This is a genomic window from Paenibacillus nicotianae (genome assembly GCF_042681745.1).
In the GTDB taxonomy this organism is placed as follows: domain Bacteria; phylum Bacillota; class Bacilli; order Paenibacillales; family Paenibacillaceae; genus Saccharibacillus; species Saccharibacillus nicotianae.
In genome coordinates this window covers 1,443,941-1,463,189 of the sequence record NZ_JBHUGF010000010.1, presented here as the reverse complement: position 1 = coordinate 1,463,189, position 19,249 = coordinate 1,443,941, and the positions used below count along the sequence as shown (strand labels likewise).

Genomic DNA, 19,249 nt, shown 5'->3' with positions numbered 1-19,249 from the left:
AACAGAGCATATTTATCCGGTCAGACGATAGATTTGCAAACGACATTAGATAATTTTCACTCAGACCAATAAAAAAAGTCGCTGTATAAGCGACTTTAAATTAATTTTTATTTATAAAATAATAATAAAAATAATCTTATTTATCTTGATGTACATTCATGCCTATACACCATCTTATTAGCTAGAATGCTTTCGTTCTCAACGGGATGATGACGACAACCATTGTATAGCTTCTTCCATTGAATTGAAGTTTGCAGTAGTATAGCTTCCTACAAGCTCGGTATCTAGTCTTTTCAAAATAGATCTAGCTACTACTTTTTCTGGCGTAATTAGAGCCATATATTTTAATCCGGCTTCCGTTGCTTTTGGAAACCAAACGTTAGAGAACCACTGCTGATCAGCAGGTGATATAGCTGAGAATTTTAATGTGTTTGCAATAGATTTTGTCGCTTGGTGTGTGATTAATAAATCCAAGCTTTTGTTCAAAGGAACCTGATACTTATCTCGACTAGCAAACCCTTTCCATTCAATAACAACTGTTTTTATATCTTCATGCCAGGAGACTAGCGCCTCTGGAGATTCGTAATAAAGCAAGGGGGTTCACTCCTTTTATACTATAATGGCTAAGTACTTTAATTTGAGATTAGATTAACGATCAACATGTTCTGTACGTGCTCTAATCTGACCTGTCATCATTTTACGTGGTAAAAATCGAGGTAAAGAAGTAATAAAGCGGTGAATCGCTCCTGGAATAATCAATGTTTTGCCATGTATGAAACCACGATAAGCTTCATCGGCCACGACTCCGACTTCCATCACACCGCTTTGGTATAGCTTGGAAGCTCCTACATCAGATCGATCTACGAAATCCGTTGCTGTAGGTCCCGGGCAAAGAGCAGTTGCAGTTACGCCGGTTCCTATTAATTCATTTTGCAATGCTTCTGTAAACGAAAGAACATATGCTTTTGTCGCAAAATACACTGCCATTAGTGGCCCCGGATAGAAAGCTGCTACTGAAGCAACATTCATAATACCACCTTGACGACGCTTGACCATATCAGGTAAGAATAATTTGGTCATTATCGTTAATGCTTTAATATTTACGTCGATCATATTCATTTCTTGTTCTAGATCCGTTTCTAAAAACGATCCGTATAAGCCAAATCCTGCGTTATTAATAAGATAATCTACTATAATACCTTCCTTTTTAAGCTCGGTTGCCATCTCTTGAGCAACGCCTGGTACAGTTACGTCTTTTGCAAATACAGTGACATCAACACCATAATTTTTGCGATATCCTTTTGCCATTTCTACAAGTTTGGCTTCACTTCTTGCTACAAGAACCATATTATGACCATCTTTAGCAAAACGATCTGCTAATTCTTTTCCAATTCCACCTGAAGCACCAGTGATAAGTACAGTTTTTCTCATTTGCATCCACCTTAATATATAATTTGTTTGTTTCTATGACAGATAGTTAGTACGCATCATTTCAAAATTTATTATTGAGAATGATCGTTCTCGAAAAGGCAAAAGTATCAATGATTAGCACTATGATCATGCTAAATCAGATACTTATATACTAAAAAATCATTTTCAACACTTTGAACAAGGTTAGCTTTTTATTAAATTGATAGATACATCTATAATATGCAATAACTTTGCTTTATCTATCGATGATCTTCCCATAACTCTTATCCCAATCGAAAGTGTATTCAGATATTCTGCCAGTTCTTTAGCATTCTGATCTGAAGTAAATTCTCCGTCCCGTTGACCCCATAACACAATTTGTTCAAGCATATCTTCCGTTATTCTAAACGATTCAATCGATTTGGTATTCACATCTGTATCACGAGCTGCCAGTTCTGTTATTGTATTGACTAACAAGCAACCAGAAGGTAATCCTTCTTCTTCTGAAACCATAAATTGAAAAATAGACTGCAATGCTTCTGTTGCTGTTTTGGATTGTTTAACTTCACTGGTAAGATTAATTTTAACTTTATTTGTGTAACGATCTATAGCCTGTAGAAACAATGAATGTTTATCGCCAAATGTATCATATAAACTTCTACGATGAATACCCATATGCTCTACCAGATCACTCATCGATGTTTTCTCGTAACCTTGTTCCCAAAAAAGAACCATAGCTTTATCGAGTACTTCATTAACTTCAAATTCTTTGCTTCTTGACATAAAACTCCCCCCAATACGAAGAATGTAACATATTGAGAACGTTAAGTAAAGAAAGCGCTAGAGGTGGTATACCACCTCTTATTTAAGTGCTACAATCACTTTCTTATTCGTCAACCAATTCAGTATATTCTACGATCATATATTTATAAAATGGTAATGTTTGTAAAGCTTCTTGTAATGTATCTTGATGATCAGCTATACAAATAGACCAATGTTCATCTCTAGTATGCGAAAGATAAAAGTTCTGGATAACCCCTTCTGCTACTAATTCTGCAAATCTTGCTTGTTCTGCTGGTAACTGTTCATCTATTTCTTGCTGTGGGGCATCCGGTTGAATTCGGACGTGAACTAGAAAACGCATATTTAATTCTCCTTATAGGTGATCTACTTTTATTGGAATAATTGCGGGTACAACGCAGGAATACCTCCAGCAAATCCTTGTTGTACTTGTCGGCTGATATCATCGCCAAGAATCTCATAAACACCAGCTTCGATTCCATCTACTGCAAGTTTGGCTATATCTTGTGGAGAAGATTTCGGTGTATCCAACCCTGCTGTCATATCTGTATCCATAAATCCTACATGCAAGCCAGCTACTTTGATATTTTTAGGAGCTAATTCGAGACGTAATACGTTGGTCAATCCCCATTCAGCAGCTTTGGCAGCCGTATATGCTCCTTCTTGACCTATACTGATCCAAGATAATACGGATAAGATGTTTAGAATAGAACCTCCACCGTTCTTCTCAATAATCGGTGCAAACGCACGAATCATAGAAAGTGTACCGAACAGATGAGTGTTGAATTCGATATGAATATCTTCCAAACTCCCTGCTAACAAAGGAGCTCCTGTAGATGACCCTGCATTATTAATCAAAACAGTTGCATCGCCTGCGATTTCAGTTGCCGCCATTACAGATTGAGGATTGGTAATATCTAATTGTAAAGGAATAGCTCCTGGTAGATCGACAGATTCTGGATTTCTCGCTCCTGCATATACTTTAGCCCCTCTTGTCAAAAGCTCAAGAGCTAGTTGTTTACCCAAACCTCGATTAGCACCACTAATAATAACGACTTGTTTTGAAATATCCATGTTTTCACTACTCCTCATATAGAATGATCGTTCTCAAATCACTAAAAAAATAATTTCTTACATATATACAGTTATACATCTAAAAAGATGTTCTTTCGGGAATGATCGTTCCCGATGAATAAAGTATAGTTTATTTGAGAACGATCAGTCAACTATTATTTTAAATTCTTTTTTTGATCTTTTTGAATTTATAAATCTTGCGGTTACTATCATTGTATTTTTGTTGCGTAGAAGCAATGGAATAACTACAAATCGCTAGGTACGTAAATGTAAAATAAGTAAATATAAAAAAAGATCGTAGCTTCTACAAAGAAGTTACGATCTTTACTTTTATGATATACATATAGTCAGGATACTTATTCTAGTTAGAATAGTGATTCAAGCCACCTGCACTATTTGCTAAAAGATTACAGTTGTACAACGCGTCCAGTTTTTTGCGATTCAAAAGCACCTAAAATGACTTTCACTGCACGCAAACCTTCTTCGCCTGAAATCGTAGGAGGGGTATTGGTAGTAATAGACTCTACAAACGCATCAATTACACCACTTGGAACTTGTTTTTCATTCGTAGACATCATACCTACTTCATACGTTTCAACTGTTCCGTCTGTAAGTTCTACAATCACTTCGTTACCATGAACCGTTCCGATTTTCATTACACCATTTTCACACCACAAGATCGTGCTGTTGTCTCCGCCTCTATATTGTGTCCAGCTTGCTACCAGTGTACCGATTGCGCCGCTCTTCATGCGTAACAAGCAAGTAGCATTATCGTCTACTTCTGTACCTTCTTTGTGCAAAGTACCGATAAAGCTAGCAACATCAGCTACTTCATCGTTTAACAAATAGCGGATAAAGTCAGATTTGTGTACACCTAGATCACCCATCGCACCCATAATAGCTTCTTCTTTACGGAAAAACCAGCTATCTGCTCCATCTACGCTCCAACCTTCAGGGCCAGGATGTCCGAAAGATGTACGGAACGTTAATACTTTACCAAGTTTACCAGAATCCAAAATTTCTTTTGCTTTCACATGAGGAGGCATTAGACGCTGGTTATGACCTACCATCAGGTATACATTATTTTTGCGAGCTGCTTCGATCATTTGCTCTGCTTCTTCAATCGAACAAGCCATAGGTTTTTCAACCAATACATGTTTACCTGCATTAGCCGCTGCAATCGTCATAGGAGCATGCAAATAGTTCGGTGTACATACACTTACTGCATCAATGTCTTCATTAGCTAGAATCTCTTTATAGCTTGCGTACGCTTTACCACCGTACAGATCAACCATTTCTTGTGCGCGTTCAAGGTTAGGATCGGCAAAAGCAACCAATTCTACATGTTGATTTTCTGCATATTCTGGAATATGTCTGCGCTGAGCAATAGCTCCGCAACCGAATACAGCTACTTTAATCTTGTTCATGAATAATAGTCTCCTTTTAGTCGATATCGATTAGATGTATGTGTTCTGATAAACGTTGGATTAATGTAAGTAATTTTGTTTAAGCCAGTTATAGCTATTGGACACGCTTTCAAGAGGAGGATTTTGACATACGTCTTGTTCAACGATAAGCCATTGTACGCCTGCTTTACCTGCTTGTTCAATCACTTGTGGAAGATTTACAATCCCTTGTCCTAATTCTAAAGTTTTCATTTGACCCTGCTCATCTTTGTCAAAATCTTTAAGATGAAGAAGCGGTAAACGTCCTGCATACTTTTGAATATATTCTAAAGGATCTTGTCCTGCAAATTGTACCCAACATACATCCATTTCTACTTGAACTGCTTCTGGAGTTGTCTCTGCAAACATACCATCAAAAGCATTTGTATCTTTAAATGCACCGTGGAATTCAAAATCATGGTTATGATAACCAAAAGTAAGTCCTTGTTTGCTTGCTTCTGCTCCGAATTGTTGCAACTCTGTAAATAAAGCGCCCCATTCTTCACTGCTTTGCGGACGATCTTCTGGCATAATATAAGGACAGATCATATACTGTGCACCGATCACTTTTAAGTAATCGATTTCTTTTTGCAAATTGTCGCGCATCGATTGTAAAGGAACGTGACTGCTAAATCCTTTCAGTCCTAGCTCGTCTAAAAGCGCCTTCATTTCTTCAGCGGGAATATCTCCATAACCTGCAAATTCTACACCTTGATAACCAAGTTCAGCCACTTTTCGTAATGTTCCTGCGAAATCTTTAGCTGTTTCATCACGAAGTGTAAATAATTGCAGACCAATATTTAATGTTGTCATTTCAAAAGCACCTCTTTGGATTATTTTTATTCTATGTGTAAGAGTTATCTTTCATCTATTATTTTAGAACAAGACACGCTAAAATGAACATACACAATATCGTAAAAACATGAACTATTTGCTCAAGTTTTGGCTAGGGGGATTATTTTGGACACATCTCTTTTGATCTGTGATCATTCATATCATTACAAAGCATTTAATCATCAAATAAAAAATGGACTACAACATTACATTTTTCGCTTACAGACAGATGGTTATTGTGAAGCGTTCTCACGCGGGAATCGATATATTTTAAAAAGTGGTGATTTGCTATTACTCAAGCCCGGGGATGATTATCATCTCGTGGTGCAAGAGCCTACTAAAAAAGATGGATTATCTAGTGGCGATTATTATTTGTTCTGTCAGGGATCATGGATCGATGAATGGTGGCAACGTAAGCCGCGTTCACCGGTGTATTCGATAGGAACAGAAAGTAAATTGATCGGACTATGGCATAATCTGTTACTAGAAAAGCGGCGCGGGCTTCCTGAAGAAGATACCGAATTAGAAGACGTATTGTTACGCAGTCTATGCCTGTATATTGATCGAGCGATTAGCGATAATGTGCAGATGGATCGCAAAGGTTCTGCTACCTTGTTACTCAAACGCTTTATTGAAGAGCATGCTACAATGACTTTCAAATTAGAAGAAGCCGCTAGATATGCAGGTCTTAGTCTTTCGCGTGCAGTCAAATTATTTAAAGAACATTATGGCAAAACTATGATCCAATATGCAATTGAAATTCGTCTCAAAGCAGCGATCGAACAAATTCAGTATAGCGAGATGACACTAGAGCATATTGCAGAGACTTGTGGTTTTGCCAGTTATTCTTATTTTCATCGGGTATTTCGTAATCAATTCGGCATGTCTCCTGTAGAATACAGAGCATCTAACCCTATATTAAAGCTAGATAATGTAGAACAAATTAACAGATAACGTTCTATGTATCAATATCTAGACTCAATTAAAGAAGTAGTATCCTTTCTGCTATGAATAACATTTCTATTGGCTTCAATGTATTGTTTCATAAATATAATAATCCTGTAGAGAAGCAAAAAGAGCATTGATCGTTTTGATATCAATGCTCTTTTTGTTTCTAGCGATTATTTATAATACGTATATTTGGACGATACCAGCTCATGAATTTCAACTGGCTTCCTGTTTTTGGTTCATTTTAGTATGACTATTTTGGATAGATATTTATACAGAATTAGTTAGTAAACCATCAAAGCTGCGTACTGACCTCTTTGCGGTTGACTACACCACGGCGAATAAAGAACGCTGTAACCAATCCAATAAGTGCTAATATAATCATATAAAAGAACACGTTATGTGATCCTGCCGACATCGCATTTGCCATTTCGCTCAGTTTGGCAGAAGTGGAGAAGCCTTGCAGATATTTATCTATACCACCTGTGAGGATACTGACAGCTACAGCAATTCCAATCGCCCCTGTAACTTGCGGCAATGTGTTTACAACTGCTGTACCGTGTGGATATAATTCTGGCGGTAATTGATTGAGTGCGTGCGTTTGAGCAGGCATTAATATCAAGGCTGTCCCAATAGAAAGCCCTATATGCAAAGCGACCATCAAAGTGATTGAAGAAGCAGGAGATAGAGTGGTGAAGAACCATAACATAACGGAAAGAATCGCAAATCCGGGAATAACCAACCATTTAGGTCCATATTTATCGAAAAGGCTACCTATACGTGGGGACAGGAGCCCGAAAAGTGCACTACCCGGCAAAAGCATGAGCCCCGCAGTGAACGGAGATAATCCTGCACCTGTCTGTAGAAACATTGGTAGTGTAATCAACGTCGTCATAAAAATCATTGGGCATAATGCTACTAGGATTAGTCCGATAACATACATCGGATATTTGAAAACCCTCAGATCGATCATCGGATTACTCATCACGTTCTGACGCAGTATGAATAGCACCAGTGCGATAACGCCAACAATGATTGAAGTAATCACTACTGGATTGCTCCAACCTTCCGATCCTTCGCTGACCTGACTAAATCCATAAACAACTCCTCCGAATCCAATCGTTGATAATAACACAGACAGTATATCAATCTTTTGCTTGATGACATCAGTAACATTCTCTAAATACTTCAATCCCATCAACAACCCTACAACTAAAAATGGAAGCGATATCCAGAAAATATACTGCCATGTTAAATATCCCACGACTAGACCACCGAAAGTCGGCCCGATCGCCGGGGCAAACATCGTTACAAGCCCCACTAACCCCATTGCTGCTCCCCGTTTATGATGTGGATAGATGACGAGAACGGTATTGAACAAGAGCGGGATCAAGGTGCTCATACCTACTGCCTGCAAAATTCGACTGAACATTAACATTTCAAAGTTAATAGCCAGCGCCGCGATCAATGTACCTAATATTAAGCTGACAAGCGAACCTATGAATAGTTGTCTTGTAGAAAACATTTGCAATAACATTGCACTTATTGGTGTCAAAATACCTATAGTCAACATATACCCTGTCGTTAACCACTGTACAGTTGCCGCTGAAATTTGGAATACTTCCATTAGATTAGTCATAGCAATATTGATAGCAGTTTCGCTTAGATATCCAGAAAAACCGCAGATAAGTAGCGCTACCATAATAGCACGCGTATTGTATTCCTTTTTCATTTCTATATCTCCTTGTAGATTAATTTAAGTCATCATGGTTTCGAATAGAGTATCTATTTGTAGGATAAGGTAAACCCAAATTATCTCGTAATGTGTTGGATTCATATTCTTTGTGGAAAATTCCTTTGTCTTGTAAAATAGGCACGACTAATTCAATAAAGTCATCAAATCCAGAAGGATGTTCCTGTCTTATGAGCAATACATCCATCGCCCCTGCCTCATACCAACATTGAACTTGATCTGCTACTTTTTCTGCTGAACCAAAAAAATTCGGCTTTGGTATTTGGTAAATAGGCATGAGTGACTGCAACTCTTGAAATTTTTCTTCTGCTTCTTTTTCTGTCCGTCCTACAATCGGATTATGTCCGGGCATAATCAAGAAATCATCAGGTGAACGACCCTCTAGTCTGACTCTTCTTTTTAACTCTTTACTGAATGCTTTAGCATCCTCTAACTCTTCAAAACCAGTGAATATACCATCTGCATGTTTCGAGGCAATATTCATTAGATCTGAAGAAGTACCAGCTTGAAATATGACCGGTCTTCCTTGTCTTGAAGGGCTAATATTTAACGGCCCATCTACTGAAAAATAGTTTCCTCTATAGTTGAGAGCGTGCATTTTTTGTGGGTCATGGAATACTCCGCTTTTTTTATCGCGTATAAAAGCATCCTCTTCATAGGAGTCCCAAAGCCCTTTTACAACCTCCAAAAATTCATTTTGCATTGGATACAAATCTGCTTTAGAAAGATGGGTGCGACTATAATTTGCTAATCCACCTGGATTAGAAGTAACAGCATTCCAACCCGCTCTGCCATTACTGATTTTGTCGAGAGAAGCCATCTGACGGGCAACAGTGAATGGATCTGCATAGGAAGTCGCAATGGTAGCAGTAAGTCCAATAGAATGAGTCACCATACTTAAAGCAGACAGAATACTGACTCCTTCAAACATACTAAGGTAATGAGGAATCATTCTTGGTCCAATATGGCTAACATCAGCTAAAAAGATCATTTCAAACTTTCCTTCTTCTAATCTTTTAGCTTTTTGTACATAGTAATCAATGTTCTCACTGGCGTTAGCAGGCATATCCGGATGTCGCCACCCCATATAATTAAAGCCTACTCCATCTATAATGCCGCCAATTTTGAGTTGTTTTTTCTCTGTCATTCATACCGATCTCCTTTCTTTTTGTTTATTTTGGTTAGTGAATTAGCGTAGAGTTACATTTTTCACCTACTAATAATTGTGTAACAGCTTCATATACTTTAATTCTATATTTCTAAAAATACAGAAATATTAATCAGTATAGATGGTAAAAATTCCAATCTGTATGACTATTTAAAGAAATACGATAGTAACAAACCTCCGATTTTTTAAGGTATAACATTTTATATTTCGAAAAAAGTGGAAATAATAAACAAAAAATAATTCCGTATAAATACAGAATTATCATATTTATGATTTCGGCGTATCCGTTTTAATGGAAATATCATATAGATCAGGTATAAACTTTTTGGCAACAGCCTCATTCAAACTATAAAAAATATAGGTTCCTCGCTTCTCAGAATTTAAAATTCCACAATCTGATAATTGCTTTAAATGATGAGATAACGTGGACAAAGGAATACCATCAAGACGGCCTTCAAGCTGTGCGGGACACAAACTATTTTCCTCACCAATAATTTGGACAACCTTGTATCGAGTACTATCCCCCAATGCTTTATAAACCTTAACAATTTGATCAATCTCCATTTTCAACTAGCCCTTTCTCGAGTATAAAATGTTTTACCCTATAGTATTTATTTCGATATATATCGAAATAAATACTATCATGAAATAAATACGATGTAAAGGATTAGCCTTTATGACTCATCGCTATACATTTGTTCTAATTTGTTATTGTATTTACATATCTGCATCAAATACAAGTCCAGCAGAAGATTTGGCTTGTTCGATTACATTCATCACTTTCTCACTGTGATTAAGCATTTCAGCCACTTTAAGTAGATCTTGTTGTTGAATGATTCGTTCGAACTCTACAAATTCATCATACATACGATGCGGATGATCTTTGATATCTATTTGAACAGGGGATTCATTATACGCAACATACTCAAAATGATCGACAATATTGGTAGAACCTGCAATCGAGATATAACCTTGATCGCCTTGAATATTGGTTCGATTCGGTGCACTCGTGTCTTTGGAACCGATACAGACGCATTTGAAATGATCATAATCGAGTAACAATATGCCTGAGGTGTCGATCCCCCGCTCTATATTGGCATAATAATGAACCGCATGTGGACTACCAAATAAACCAACCACAAGATGAATATTGTACAGATTAATATCCATCAATGCGCCACCTGACGCAGCAGGATTGAACGCGGATAATACTTCCCCTGCTTTGAATCTGTGGTAACGTGATGAGAATTGCGAATAGTTAGACTCTACAATTTTGATATTGCCAAGCTTGGGCAGTTGTTCGCGGATAGCGAGTACATTTTTTAGATATTGATTAGAGATCGCTTCAACTAGCACCAAATGTTGGAGTATCGCAAGTTCTTTGAGTTCTACAAACTCTTGTAGATTCGATGTAAAAGGTTTCTCACAGATTACATGCTTGCCTTGTTCTAAGGCTTGCTTGGCATATGAATAATGCAAATGATTAGGAAGTCCAATATAAATAGTGTCTACCTGCTCATCGGCAAGTAATCGACTATAGTCTGTATACATGTGCTTGATCTGATATTGAGCTTGCCACTTCGATAACTTCTCTTCATGACCTGAACGCGCGCAGATAGCTTGTAGATGAATCGCTGGAATATCTCCAATAAAGCTCAGTAAATCTTCTACAATCATCCCTGATCCGACGATTCCTAACTTCATATTAAGAACACTCCTTTATCCCTTTTTCTAATATTTCCATCACTTTTTGCATCGTTAAGAAATCAGAGTCATAGCGTCTATTTTGATAGCATTGGATCAATAAGTTCTTTTCTTTAGCGTATTGAAAAATAGAATCTGCTTCGTCTTTGGTCAGCATAAATGGTTTTTCGACAAGTACATGTTTGCCATGATCCAGTGCCATTTTGGCATACGTATAATGAGACTCGGTATGTGTGCAGATCACGACTAACTGAATATCAGGATCATGAAGTATATTTGTGATATCATCGGTATAGAGGATATGTTCCATCTGTGTCCAGTCTGTTTTGTAGGGATGACGTGCATAAATTGTTTTGACATTCAAATAATCGCGATTTATAGAAAAAGGCAAATGATAGCGATTTGTACTTTTGCCATTGCCGATATAGCCAATAGTTAACATCATGCTTGCTCCTTTTATCACTTGGTTTCTTTTATTATAAAAAAAGAATCTGTAGCGTAAAGGGATTAGCTTTATAACGGTATATTCGACCAGTATTCGCTGATTGATCAACTAAATATAAGGTGTTCTTTGAACAAAATGTTCAATACCAAAAGATTTTGAACGTTATTGTTGTATTGGAATAGGAGTGAAATCTTTTGAAAGTGCTTTTACAATTAGCTGAAATGAAACAATTTACGACCAATGAACAAAGTATTGCTACTTATATTTTGACGCATCAAGAAAAAATGTTAGCTTTCACTATTCAGGAACTAGCGAAAGCTACATATACTTCTCATTCTGCAATCAATCGGTTAACTCATAAGCTAGGATTATCCGGGTTTAAAGAATTTAGCCTTTCTCTAGCACGCGAATTTGAGCAGAATCAACATCAATTTAGCGAAGTCGATGTGAACTATCCATTCAGTCTTGGAGAATCTTCGATGCAGATCGCTAAGGAAATCGCTGATTTGATGAAAAATACGATTGAGAAGAATATTGCTTTTATGGAAGAGGCGTTACTTTCACAGACAGCACAGTTACTAGATAAAGCAGAGCGTATTTTTATATATGCTTTAGGGGATTCTCAGATTCGTGCTAAAAGCTTGCAAAACAAATTATTTAAAATCAATAAGTACGTTATTATTGCGACTGAACTGTCTGAATGGGCACATCATACCCTTAATATGACACCACGAGATTGCGCTCTGTTTTTGACGTATCATAGCAATTCTCCTAGTTATCTCAAAGTATCTCGTTACTTACAGCAGGAACAGATTCCTTTTGTAACGATAACAGCGAATGATCAAAGTGAATTAGCACGATCAAGTACAATCTGTATCAAGCTTCCTAACGATGAAGTAAAACTCGCTAAGATCGGTACATTCTCTTCACAAATAGCCTTAGAATATGTATTAAATGTGATCTATAGTTGTATTTACAAAATCGATTATAAGCATCATCTGAAAAATACCGAACAATCCCTGCACAAATTCAATAGTAGCCATATGATTGATGATATCTAATATAAATGTAGCCATATAGATTTTACTTCTAACCAGCCGGGTAACAGGCTGGTTTTTGCTACTGATCGTTTATGATTTAGTTTTATTATACATAACGAAAACTATTTGGCTTTCTTATCAGTTTAACAAGTACTGACTATTCAAGCGCTTGAGCAGTACAGAAATTGGGATGACTATATAGAGTCTGTCCGTTGATGTTAATAAGGAGTGTTGATAAGAAGTGTTTATGATGAATCGTAAAAAAGAACAACAATTCAGCAAAAAAATAGCGACGATACGTGAAAAATTATATCGACTGGCTTACTGTTACGTGAAAAATGAACATCAAGCACTGGATATTGTATCCGAAGCCGCCTACAAAGGCTATATTGCTTTTGGAAAAAAAGATTCGATTGCTTATTTCGATTCATGGATGTCCCGTATTGTTATTAATACTGCTATTGATTACATTCGTCGGAATAAACGATTTACTTATATTGAAGATCATACACAGGAATTTATTGTATAGTCGGATGGAACTACGCTAGAGGACAAAATGGATTTATATGATGCTATCGATCGTCTGATTCCTGAAGAAAAATCCTATATTATTCTAAAATTCTTTGTCGACCTGTCTTTTAAAGAAATATCTGAAGTTCTTTCGATATCTGAAAGCACAGTCAAAACAAGATACTATCGTATTCTCAAAAAGTTAAAGGTTTATTTGATTGAAGGAGAGGTCTAAAAGATATGATGAAAAAAAATCGTTATGATGATATTCATATTCCTGAGCAACTGGCTGATGTTATCCACCATGCTCAACAAAAAGCGATCCAGCGTAAACGATCATTGCGTATTGTTCGATATAGTTCTCTGATTGCAGCCTGTATTGCTTTTGTATTGTTAGTTAATATTCCTGGCGTAGCAAGTGCTATGTCCAAGATTCCTGTGCTCGGACATATCGTACAAGTATTGCAATGGGGTCAAGGCGGAGAAATAACAGATGGTGCTCAAATCGATACCTCTGTAGTGCAAGACCGTATTCAAATTCATTTTAGTCATGACGGCAAAGTTAGCAATCGTGTTCCTTTTTATACGGTAAAACACAAAACAGCACCGAATCGCTTAATTTTTACTTTTGAAGGTGTACGCACATTTAATTACGATCAAGTGAGAAAAGATTTACTTGCGCTTCCGTTAGTAAAAGATGTGTATTCATCTATGATTTTGGATGATTCAGCTATGGGATTTGTAGTGCAGCTCCAAAACAATGTGAACTATTCTGTTACTGAATTTGAACATCCCGCTTCTATGGAATTAACACTAAGTTCAAATAGCAAGCCCGCTCAACCGCAAAAGATATTTACTCTTCGTACACAGCCTATGCCATTTGGAGAACAGATGGGTATGTTAGAAGAAACTTATCCGCAAGAAGATATTTCATTTATCAAAATAGCAAACGATCAATTTATTGGTGTGATTGGTGAGTATTCTACGTTAGAAGAAGCTCAATCTAAACTCAAACAAATCAAAGCACAAGCAGATAACAATAATGACTTCCAAGTAGATAGTTGGATGAATAATGAAATGCCTGAATAACATAAAAACCCCCTACTGTATATTACAGTAAGGGGTTTTATTTCTGCTTATTTTGCTTCTTGCATATATCTTGGAATCATCGTTTCAAAAGAAGGGAATGCATAGATCAATTTGTCTACATCTTTGGAAGTTAATCCTAGTGTAATCACAGGAGTTAAGCTATTAATGATCTCAAGTGCTTCTTGACTATAAGCAGACGCACCGACAAGTTTTTGCTCTTGATCGTAGATAAGAGTCAAATGAGCTTCTGTTTCATTACGACCTGCAAAGTCCCACTGTTTGCCTAGATCGATTGGTTTCACTGTAAGTCCAGTAGATTCAGCTTCTTCAACTGTTATCCCAATTTGTGCAATCCGAGGTACAGTAAAAGCAATCGTAGCGATCGGTGGATACTCAATACCCTGAGTCTGAGCACCCAAGAAAGAAGCCGCTAGGTATTTCGCTTCAAATACAGCAGTTGGAGTTAGACGCGGTTGTTTTTTATCAAGAATATCTCCGCTTGCGTAAATCCCTTTTTGTGTAGTTTGTAGGTATTCATCAACCACTATACCTTTACTGTTGTACTCTACACCGGCTGCTTCAAGATTTAGATTTTCTACATTCGGCACGCGGCCTGTAGCATTAATGACTAATTGGGTTGTTAATGTCAGACCGTTTTCTGTCGTGATCTGCAACTGCTCACCTTGTTGTTCGACTTTGCTTAATTTTTCACTGAAATGGAATTGGATTCCATCTTGTTGCATCTTTTTCAGTAATTTCTGCGCATAAGGTTGGTGGAATTCATTTAAAATATGATCGGATGATTGGATTACATGCACAGTTGCTCCTACTTTAACAGCAATAGAAGCCAGTTCCATCGATACATAACCAGCACCTACAAATACAATATGATCTGGAAGATCTTCTAAGTATAAAAATTCATTGCTTGTTTTTAAGTATTCTTTACCAGGTATATCTAGTGGCGTTGGACGTTGACCACTTGCAATTACAATTTTGTCTGCGGTATATTGTTGACCATTCACAGAGACCGTTTTTTCATTTACAAAAGACGCTTCCCCTTTGATCACTTCAATGCCTGCTTTTTTGAAATTTTCCTCTAACATCACAGGTAAAGCATCTAGAACTTTATTTTTGTGAGCCATTAATTCAGACCAGTTAATCTTCATTTCACTTGTCATACCGATTCCATGATATGCTTGCGCGTCTTCCATCACTTTAATAGGGCCATCCAAAATAATTTTTGGATTACAACCATAGTTTGTACATACACCAGCAATTTTATTGCGTTCGACAATAGCTACTTTTTGACCTGCCATCGTTAAAGGCATCGCTGCATTCCATGCGCCTTGACCACTACCTATAAATAAAACATCAAAGTTACTCATTATATATTCCTCCATTTTCGAATGTAATCTAAGGATATCTAAAGATTTGAATATGATTTGTTATTTGTATTATAACCAAAAGTAGTCCTAATCAATCGTACGCGATTAATTGGGATTAAAGGTAATTAGATATACAAAAGGAGTACAGACCGCGTCTGTACTCCTTTTTTTCTTCCAAATCACTGTATTATATAGATCAAAATGTAACTGGCAATGTGACCAGACTTTGCGAACTCAGGGCAAAATGCCAGTTCACTTCTTCACGCGGAACAGCTAGTTGTAAATTAGGCATCCGACGAAGTAATGTTCTAAAAGCTACATCGCCTTCGACGCGCGCTAACGGCGCTCCCAGACAAGAGTGAATCCCATGTCCAAAAGCTAGATGACGATTCACCGCACGATCGATATCCAACTTTTCTGAATGTTCAAATAACAGTTCGTCTCGATTCGCTGATTTTAGTAAAGGAATCACTACATCTCCTTTGCTGATTTGCTGACCACCGAGTATGGTATCTTCTGTAGCATAACGAGGGCCTGTCATTGTAGCAGGTCCGTTGAATCGGAGTAACTCTTCAAATGCTGAGGATGTGAGTTCAGGATCAGCTTTGAGCTTATTCAATTGCTCTGGATAATCCAACAACATCAAAGTTCCAGTAGCAAGCAAATTAGAAGTCGTCTCATGACCGGCAAAGATCAATAATGTAATCATAGAAAGTAGTTCATCTTCACTCAAATGATCCCCCTCTTCTTCGATTGCAATCAATTGGCTTATCAGATCATCGGCTGGACGTTTACGCTTGGTTTCTACAAGTTGAGCTGTATAATCGCCAAATGCACGTAAATTAGCTTCTACCTCAGGTTCTCTTACTCCTAGACCAAGACCATGTGAAATAGCTGTCGACCAGACATGAACTTGAGCACGCTCTTCTACAGGCACACCTAACATATCGCAGATCACATTAATCGGCAGTGGATGTGCATAGTCTTTGACAATATCCATATGTCCTTGTTCCTGTACTTTATCTAATAATTCGTCAGCAATCTGTTGTACACTTGGACGCAGACTTTCCATATATCTGGGTGTAAATGCTTTGGATACCAGTCTACGCAAACGTCGATGATCCGGTTCATCTACAGATATCATGGATTTGCCGCTAAAAAAAGTAGTAGGCGCAGATGAATCTGCTTTCGTTGTCGTTTCAGGTACAGAAGGTGTTAATCCTTCGATTAGACTTTGATCCACAGTAAAAAGTCTGGGATTTTTGAGTACTTCGGTTACTTCTTCCATACGAGTGATCATCCACTGCTGACCCTTCGTATTTCCCATCGGAACAGTGATTGGGATCACCGCTCCCATTGCTCTCAATTCAGCAAAAATTGAAAATTGTCCTTCACCAGCATCACTGCGAAATGGATTCAGCCTGGAAGTTGCAGTTATAGAGTTAAATGTATTCATGATCATCATCCTTTCAATGCTTTTTTAGAAAATACACTAATGACTTTTATAAATAGAGAATAGCAACAGAACGGTTTTGGACTTCATAACTATAAGACTGGCATCGTTGTAATTCATTGACAAACAGAACGTTATTAGGTTTACTTTTCATAGGTTGCCTATTCCTTTCTTAAAAAATATTGATAAAGGGAGAGTTCTCCGCTTACCACTTTTAAAGCTTAAACGGAGAACTCTCCCCTTGTCAAATTTCATACTGAATAACAGGATGTGAGAAATAATGGATCACCCCAATACAACGTATCGATCAGAACGCCGGGATGCTGCGGAAAATCGTAAACGTATCTTGGATGTAGCATTTAAACTATTTGAAATACATGGTGTCGAAGAAGTTAGTATGAACCAGATCGCTACAGAAGCACAGATCGGATCAGGTACTCTATATCGTCGTTACCGTAACAAAAGCGAACTGTGTTCTGAATTAATTCAAGATAATGCCAATCTACTGTTTGATAATATTGAGAAGTATTTGCAAAGCCATCTATCTTCTACAGGAAAAGAACGTTTACGAGGATTATTGAGTTTATTTATACAATTCAGAGAAAAGAATGTGCAGTTACTTACAGGGATAGAGAACTCTAATGATCGCGGAATAGAGCAGCAGAACAAAAGCCCTTTGTACAATCGATTACACCATATACTGTGTACTTTATTTGAAGAAATATCACCTGAAAATGAGCATTCATTCGCTTTATTTCAAGCAGATATGTTGATGAGTGCCTTGCGCAATGATTCCTATGTATTTCAAAAAAATGTGCGTGGTCATTCTTCTGACTATATTTTAGAGCATATCTGTAACATCTTTATTCCATAACAAAAGGCAAATCATTCAAGATCTACTGATCTAAAATGATTTGCCTTTTGGTTATATTTAGATTGAAGCTATTCAGTTAAGTCATTCATTCAAAGCTGTTCTAATATCGTAATCATTGATATCAATATCGACTTCCATATCAAGCGCTAACTTAGCCAGTTGATAGCCGATAAAAGGCCCCATCGTTAAGCCTGATGCTCCAAGCCCGTTGGCTGTTAATAATCCTTTCCATTCTGGAATCGCTCCAATGACAGGTAAGAATCCTGGAGTAAAAGGTCTAAAACCTACACGTACTTCTTGTAGTGAACTATTTGCAAGATCGGGTGCTAATTCTAATCCTTTATTCAATACTTCTTGCATGCCACCTGCTGTAACTCTAGTATCATAGCCTTCGATATCATTTTCATGAGTAGCGCCGACGACTATTTTTTGCTCATCAAATGCAAGCAGATATTGGTCTGTAGGGGGCATAATCACAGGCCATTTTCCGATATCATCAGATTGCTGTTCTACCTGTAAATGAATAATTTGTGCTTTCTGGTAACTCACTTGTAGCTCAATACCTAAAGGCTGAAGTAATGAAGTAGCCCATGCGCCTGCACATACAACCACCTGATCTGCTTGCCAACTTTCTCCGTTCACAGCAACTCCTGTAACTTGATGATCTTGGTATAGCAGGGTCGCATCTCCTTCGATCCACTGTGCCCCATGTTTCTGTGCTGATCGGATTAGTGCATCTCGTAATGCACGACCATCTACACGAGCAGCTCCGCTAATATGAACAGCATGATAGCCTTTTTTTAGCAAAGGGAATCTTGCTTGGGTCTCCTGATCATCCAAAATAGTAATATCTCCAATTTCAGGCGCATGTTCTTTACGTACCTTTGCTCGTTCTTGCATTTTGATGATTTTATCTATATCTTCATGAATACTCAGTGCTCCGACTTGAGCATATCCAGTATTGATTTCTCCTGCTTCTTCAAGTTCTTGAATCAGTTGTGGATAAAATTGTGCTCCTGCTTTGGCAAGACGATACCATGCTTGATTACGACGTTGAGATAACCACGGGCAAATGATTCCTGCCGCCGCATCGGTGGCTTGCCCTTGATCTTGCCGATCTATAAGAAGGACTTCTGCTCCCATTTTACTTAACTGATAAGCGGTTGAAGCTCCTAAAATTCCTGCTCCGATTACGATTACTTTCTTCATCACTGCATTCCTTTCTTGTACACGAATGTCTCTATTATAACGAAAATGCAGATCATTCTCTTCTATTGTTACGATATGTACTCCAAAATGTACTACAAAGAGCAGTA

General features: G+C 37.5%; 20 protein-coding genes and 1 pseudogene. 6 read left to right on the top strand and 15 right to left on the bottom strand.

The features are described 5' to 3' along the window. Positions 1–198: 198 nt before the first annotated feature. The 7 genes from ACFSGI_RS10745 to ACFSGI_RS10715 form a co-directional block, all read right to left on the bottom strand. Positions 199–594: a hypothetical protein gene (locus ACFSGI_RS10745; protein ID WP_204824130.1), complete on the bottom strand. Its 396-nt coding sequence runs from the start codon at positions 592–594 to the stop codon at positions 199–201. Positions 595–648: 54 nt separating this feature from the next. Next, positions 649–1,431 (bottom strand): SDR family NAD(P)-dependent oxidoreductase, encoded by a 783-nt coding sequence (locus ACFSGI_RS10740; RefSeq protein ID WP_204824129.1) that lies wholly within the window; start codon positions 1,429–1,431, stop codon positions 649–651. Between the two features lie 183 nt (positions 1,432–1,614). Continuing rightward, the gene (locus tag ACFSGI_RS10735; RefSeq protein WP_204824128.1) at positions 1,615–2,193 is read right to left on the bottom strand and encodes a TetR/AcrR family transcriptional regulator; all 579 of its coding nucleotides are present in this window, start codon (positions 2,191–2,193) and stop codon (positions 1,615–1,617) included. Positions 2,194–2,296: 103 nt separating this feature from the next. Beyond that, positions 2,297–2,554 carry a muconolactone Delta-isomerase family protein gene (locus ACFSGI_RS10730; RefSeq protein WP_204824127.1) on the bottom strand — a complete coding sequence of 86 codons (258 nt, stop codon included), beginning with the start codon at positions 2,552–2,554 and terminating at the stop codon, positions 2,297–2,299. A 29-nt stretch (positions 2,555–2,583) separates the two neighbouring features. Beyond that, positions 2,584–3,285, bottom strand: a complete 702-nt coding sequence (locus ACFSGI_RS10725) for an SDR family oxidoreductase (protein WP_204824126.1) — start codon at positions 3,283–3,285, stop codon at positions 2,584–2,586. Between the two features lie 407 nt (positions 3,286–3,692). Next, positions 3,693–4,712 (bottom strand): Gfo/Idh/MocA family protein, encoded by a 1,020-nt coding sequence (locus tag ACFSGI_RS10720; RefSeq protein WP_204824125.1) that lies wholly within the window; start codon positions 4,710–4,712, stop codon positions 3,693–3,695. Positions 4,713–4,772: 60 nt separating this feature from the next. Then, positions 4,773–5,543 (bottom strand): sugar phosphate isomerase/epimerase family protein, encoded by a 771-nt coding sequence (locus ACFSGI_RS10715; RefSeq protein ID WP_204824124.1) that lies wholly within the window; start codon positions 5,541–5,543, stop codon positions 4,773–4,775. A gap of 147 nt (positions 5,544–5,690) precedes the next feature. On the opposite strand from ACFSGI_RS10715, the gene ACFSGI_RS10710 reads away from it, so the two are divergent. Next, a complete protein-coding gene (locus ACFSGI_RS10710; RefSeq protein WP_204824123.1) occupies positions 5,691–6,518 on the top strand; it encodes a helix-turn-helix domain-containing protein in 828 nt (275 codons plus the stop codon). A 289-nt stretch (positions 6,519–6,807) separates the two neighbouring features. Here the strand turns inward: ACFSGI_RS10710 and ACFSGI_RS10705 are convergent, their stop codons facing one another. The 5 genes and pseudogenes from ACFSGI_RS10705 to ACFSGI_RS10685 form a co-directional block, all read right to left on the bottom strand. Continuing rightward, positions 6,808–8,268 (bottom strand): DHA2 family efflux MFS transporter permease subunit, encoded by a 1,461-nt coding sequence (locus tag ACFSGI_RS10705; RefSeq protein WP_379283947.1) that lies wholly within the window; start codon positions 8,266–8,268, stop codon positions 6,808–6,810. Next, complete coding sequence (locus tag ACFSGI_RS10700) at positions 8,264–9,412, bottom strand: NtaA/DmoA family FMN-dependent monooxygenase (protein WP_204824121.1); 1,149 nt, start codon at positions 9,410–9,412, stop codon at positions 8,264–8,266. The genes ACFSGI_RS10705 and ACFSGI_RS10700 overlap by 5 nt, the downstream gene beginning before the upstream one ends. Positions 9,413–9,700: 288 nt before the next feature. After that, complete coding sequence (locus ACFSGI_RS10695) at positions 9,701–9,997, bottom strand: ArsR/SmtB family transcription factor (protein ID WP_204824120.1); 297 nt, start codon at positions 9,995–9,997, stop codon at positions 9,701–9,703. A gap of 153 nt (positions 9,998–10,150) precedes the next feature. Then, positions 10,151–11,137: a Gfo/Idh/MocA family protein gene (locus tag ACFSGI_RS10690; RefSeq protein ID WP_204824119.1), complete on the bottom strand. Its 987-nt coding sequence runs from the start codon at positions 11,135–11,137 to the stop codon at positions 10,151–10,153. A 34-nt stretch (positions 11,138–11,171) separates the two neighbouring features. Continuing rightward, positions 11,172–11,579: pseudogene (locus tag ACFSGI_RS10685) on the bottom strand (Gfo/Idh/MocA family oxidoreductase); the annotation flags it as partial. Positions 11,580–11,776: 197 nt separating this feature from the next. On the opposite strand from ACFSGI_RS10685, the gene ACFSGI_RS10680 reads away from it, so the two are divergent. The 4 genes from ACFSGI_RS10680 to ACFSGI_RS10665 all read left to right on the top strand — a co-directional run bounded on the left by ACFSGI_RS10680 (position 11,777) and on the right by ACFSGI_RS10665 (position 14,221). Further along, positions 11,777–12,643 carry a MurR/RpiR family transcriptional regulator gene (locus tag ACFSGI_RS10680; protein ID WP_204824117.1) on the top strand — a complete coding sequence of 289 codons (867 nt, stop codon included), beginning with the start codon at positions 11,777–11,779 and terminating at the stop codon, positions 12,641–12,643. A 229-nt stretch (positions 12,644–12,872) separates the two neighbouring features. Then, positions 12,873–13,151 (top strand): sigma factor, encoded by a 279-nt coding sequence (locus tag ACFSGI_RS10675; RefSeq protein WP_379283163.1) that lies wholly within the window; start codon positions 12,873–12,875, stop codon positions 13,149–13,151. Between the two features lie 27 nt (positions 13,152–13,178). Continuing rightward, on the top strand, positions 13,179–13,367 hold the full coding sequence (locus ACFSGI_RS10670) for an RNA polymerase sigma factor (protein ID WP_379283161.1): 189 nt from the start codon (positions 13,179–13,181) through the stop codon (positions 13,365–13,367). 5 nt (positions 13,368–13,372) lie between these two features. Next, on the top strand, positions 13,373–14,221 hold the full coding sequence (locus ACFSGI_RS10665; RefSeq protein ID WP_204824116.1) for a hypothetical protein: 849 nt from the start codon (positions 13,373–13,375) through the stop codon (positions 14,219–14,221). A gap of 47 nt (positions 14,222–14,268) precedes the next feature. Here the strand turns inward: ACFSGI_RS10665 and ACFSGI_RS10660 are convergent, their stop codons facing one another. Together ACFSGI_RS10660 and ACFSGI_RS10655 are read right to left on the bottom strand one after the other, a co-directional pair. Beyond that, positions 14,269–15,606, bottom strand: coding sequence for a dihydrolipoyl dehydrogenase family protein (locus tag ACFSGI_RS10660; RefSeq protein ID WP_204824115.1), 1,338 nt, complete (start codon positions 15,604–15,606; stop codon positions 14,269–14,271). Positions 15,607–15,802: 196 nt separating this feature from the next. Then, entirely contained in the window at positions 15,803–17,062 is a 1,260-nt protein-coding gene (locus ACFSGI_RS10655) for a cytochrome P450 family protein (RefSeq protein ID WP_204824114.1), read from the bottom strand. A 277-nt stretch (positions 17,063–17,339) separates the two neighbouring features. Here ACFSGI_RS10655 and ACFSGI_RS10650 point away from each other — a divergent pair, with 277 nt between their 5' ends. Then, a complete protein-coding gene (locus ACFSGI_RS10650; RefSeq protein ID WP_204824113.1) occupies positions 17,340–17,933 on the top strand; it encodes a TetR/AcrR family transcriptional regulator in 594 nt (197 codons plus the stop codon). Between the two features lie 81 nt (positions 17,934–18,014). On the opposite strand, the gene ACFSGI_RS10645 is transcribed toward ACFSGI_RS10650, so the two are convergent. Continuing rightward, positions 18,015–19,142, bottom strand: coding sequence for an NAD(P)/FAD-dependent oxidoreductase (locus ACFSGI_RS10645; protein ID WP_204824112.1), 1,128 nt, complete (start codon positions 19,140–19,142; stop codon positions 18,015–18,017). Positions 19,143–19,249 lie beyond the last annotated feature (107 nt).